The following is a 3,570-nucleotide window of genomic DNA, read 5'->3' as shown; positions in this document are numbered from 1 at the left end:
GGTATAATCTGAAATAACGCCCTGGCGCAGAGGGCGCACGGCAACAATGTTGCCCGGGGTACGTCCAATCATGAGACGTGCCTCTTCGCCGATTGCCATGATCTTGTTGGTGTCACGGTCAATGGCCACAACGGACGGTTCCTTTAATACGACACCCTTGCCCTTAATATATACAAGGATGCTGGCTGTCCCTAAATCAATTCCAATATCATTGGACATCATCGAAAACATATAGATAATTCCTCCTCGCTGTCCATGCCGGCACGCAGGCTTATGGAACCTGTTTTCCCGGAACGGCTGCTTCTATTACTCCTAAAATCTGGCTGCTTGTTCTGTTTTGCTTTTATAGCATTGCTTCTATTATATACAATATTGTAAAGTTTCAAAGGGTTTTATTTTCTTTAGGTTTTTTATGATGCGGACATATTTTTGTCACAGTGTGCTATGATTATATCAAGTTCACCGAGAGGTGGACAGGGCTTTGTTTCAAGTGATTACTTGAAATCACAAAGCTTTCATATCATACCGGACGAGCAATTCGTCCGGCCCCTAATAACATTTTCTTTTTATATACCTACCATTCCCACGCTGGCCTCGGGCCATGCAAAAAAAACAAAAAAGAACGCTGGCTGTGGCGACACAGAAAGGCGTTCTTTTTTGCTGTCCCCTGCCATGACGGAGGCAAATGGAAAATATCCGCCTTCTTTTCATCTGCAACCCATCCCCCCACCTCTTACATTTTCCGAAGATATAAATTACTATTGAAAATGGAAAATTTAACCACTAAAGAGGAGGATTAAAACATGACAGCTACACCGAAACTACAGCCGAACCATGCGCTGGACCTGTTTGAGAAGTATCTGGCCGCGCACAACAAATCGCCGAATACAATCTGTGTGTACCGCTATGCGGTGGAACAGTTCTACCATCTTTATCCGCAGCTCACCCCGCGCAACCTGCAGCTTTACAAGGTCTATCTCCTGGAGCATTATAAGCCCCAGACCGTGAACCTGCGGATCCGCGCCCTTAATTGTTTCATGGAATACCGGCAGGCATCCATTACTCCCATTACCATGATTAAGATACAGCAGAAGACGTATCTGGACAAAATCATCAGCCAGGCCGACTATGAATATCTGAAACGGAAGCTGGTTGAAACGAGGAGTTCACCTACTATTTCATTGTGCGCCTGATAACGGCAACCGGGGTGCGGGTCAGCGAGCTGATTACATTTCAGATTGAGGACATTGACAGGGGGCATAAGGATATTTATTCCAAGGGCAACAAGATGAGGCGCATCTATGTCCCCAGCCAGCTGGGCCGGGAATTCAAACAATGGTTCCTGCACATCGGGCGCAAAAGCGGGCACCTGTTCCTGAACCGTTTCGGTTCACCCCTTTCCCCATCAGGCATAAGGGCCCAGTTCAAGGTGTTTGCGGCCCGCTACCATCTGGACCCGGAGGTCATGTATCCCCACAGCTTCAGGCACAGGTTTGCCAAGAATTTTATTGAAAAATGCGGCGACATCACCCTGCTTTCCGACCTTCTGGGGCATGAAAGCATCGAGACCACCAGGATATACCTGAGGCGCAGCAGCAGCGAGCAGTACCGGATCATTAATAAGGTGGTTGACTGGTGATTGGGAAGGAGGGAAAATGACATGGATTCCATAGAAGGACAAAGAGTGAAAAATAAAGTGGATTTTTGGGCGCACTTATATAAGGGTTCATAAAACCCCTGATTTTGCGATTGTTTGACAATAGAATAAAGATTAGTTATCGTTGCGCTTCACTAACTTAGAACTATCGTAACCAAGACTTTCAAGATAGGCAAAAACATTGTTTTCATTCAGAACAACACGCTCTACATGGTTTTGAGGCTTCATCAATTCCTCATAGTCAGCAGGGGTAAAAGGTTTCTTTTCCGAGACCATATGGTAAATACAGACCATCATCATTCTTGCGATGGCAATGATTGCTTTCTTATGGCCACGACGCTTTTTGATTCGCCCATATTTGATTGCAAAATAAGGCTGCTTTTTGTTTTTGATTGCGGCAAGGGCACACTGTACCATCATCGGTTTCAAGTAAGCGCCTGCTTTGGCAATTCGGACAGATTTTTTCTTACCTGCGGATTCATTGTTGGAAGGAGAAAGTCCACACCAGGAACAGAGGTGTTTGGCATCATCAAAAATGTTCATGTCAACGCCTGTTTCTGCGAGAACAATGGTGGAACTTAACTCTGTCATGCCGGGCATGGTGCTGACAAATTCCACAAACTCATAATAAGGTTTGATACGGACATAGAGTTCCACTTCGGTCTGGGTAATCATACCGTCAAGATATTCCAGATGGCCAAGGGCCAGTTCCAGTTTTTTTGCCTGGTCTGTTTCAATGTTGCAGCCTCTGATTGCTTCGATGATTTCATCAGACTTGGCTTTGGCCCCTTTTTTTATCAGTTTTCGGACAGCCTTTTCGTCAATGGAATCAGCGGTATGCTCCAGCAGATAAGACATGATTTCGGTTGCTGTTTTGCCGAAAGGGTCAGAAAGCACGCTGGCAATGCCGACATTGGAAACGGTCATACAGTTCTGGATGCGGTTCTTCTCAGAGGATTTCATGCAGACCAGCTTAAAGCGGTATCTGGCAAGTTCCCGGAGCTGGCGGAAATCCTTGGGAGGGATAAAGGAACATCTGACAAGGTCAAATTTGTAGAGGTCGGCAATCCATTTTGAATCCTTTTTGTCCGTTTTCTTGCCTTTGATAGCTTTGACATATTTGGGATGTGTAAGGCAGACCTCTATGTCCTTTTCGAGATAATTAAAAATAGGAATCCAATACTTTCCTGTGGATTCCATACAAACGTGATAACAATTATTCTCGATAAGCCAGTTGTGAAACTTTTGAATATCCGAGTTGATGGTTGAAAAGGATTTTTGCCTGTATTCGGATACTCCGTCCCTGTTAGTGATTACGATGGTTGCAACGATAACATTTTTGTGGACGTCAAGCCCACAGCAGATGGGGTATTTTAACTTCATCATAAGTATCACCACCTTATAAAAAGGAATAGCAACAGTGACTGTCATCCTGTGACTGAATAAACATGGTTTATTACCAATGATAAGAGTCCGGGCTCAAAGTCCCACTTGTTTGTGCTTGAAAGGATGACGGCACATATAATGATACGGGGTCGGAATAAATTCGCCACTCCTCCTTCCGTGCTCTGTAGTGTATTGCTATTCCCTACAGGGATTATAAATCAAATAGTGGAGAGGTACAACATTTTTTCATAACTTGTTTGTGCCTTGAGCGAAGCGAAAGGAATGACAAAAATGATGAATAATACCTGCGAATTCCAGGCAAACTTAGAGTATTTCCGTGATTTCCTCCAGAAACGCGGTTCCGCGGAAAATACCATTGACTCCTATCTGACATCGGTGCGCCATTACCACTCCCTGTACCAGGATGTGACGGTGGAATACCTGCAGGCGTATAAGGTATGGCTGATGGAGCATTATAAGCCGAATACGGTCAATACCCGGATTTATGGCATTAACCAGTATGTAAT

At 44.7% G+C, this 3,570-nt stretch carries 2 protein-coding genes and 2 pseudogenes; 2 read left to right on the top strand and 2 right to left on the bottom strand.

Going from position 1 to position 3,570, the window contains the following annotated elements; all coding sequences use genetic code 11:
• Window positions 1-231, bottom strand: a 231-nt coding sequence (locus ACLTD4_RS33370) for a rod shape-determining protein (protein WP_412331952.1), incomplete at its 3' end; no start/stop codon positions are given.
• Window positions 232-803: 572 nt separating this feature from the next.
• Here ACLTD4_RS33370 and ACLTD4_RS33365 point away from each other — a divergent pair.
• A pseudogene (locus tag ACLTD4_RS33365) lies at window positions 804-1,639 on the top strand (tyrosine-type recombinase/integrase).
• A gap of 132 nt (window positions 1,640-1,771) precedes the next feature.
• Here the strand turns inward: ACLTD4_RS33365 and ACLTD4_RS33360 are convergent.
• Complete coding sequence (locus ACLTD4_RS33360) at window positions 1,772-3,043, bottom strand: IS110 family transposase (RefSeq protein ID WP_022512864.1); 1,272 nt, start codon at window positions 3,041-3,043, stop codon at window positions 1,772-1,774.
• A 291-nt stretch (window positions 3,044-3,334) separates the two neighbouring features.
• On the opposite strand from ACLTD4_RS33360, the pseudogene ACLTD4_RS33355 reads away from it, so the two are divergent.
• A pseudogene (locus ACLTD4_RS33355) lies at window positions 3,335-3,570 on the top strand (integrase); the annotation flags it as partial.

It is taken from the genome of Hungatella sp. (assembly GCF_046966825.1).
The sequence above is the reverse complement of the archived record's forward strand: the minus strand, read 5'-3'. Positions and strand labels throughout refer to the sequence as shown.

What these genes read in the sequence shown, in the direction of transcription:
- ACLTD4_RS33360 (WP_022512864.1), bottom strand. Translation starts at nt 3,043, where the DNA reads ATGATGAAGTTAAAATACCCCATCTGCTGTGGGCTTGACGTCCACAAA.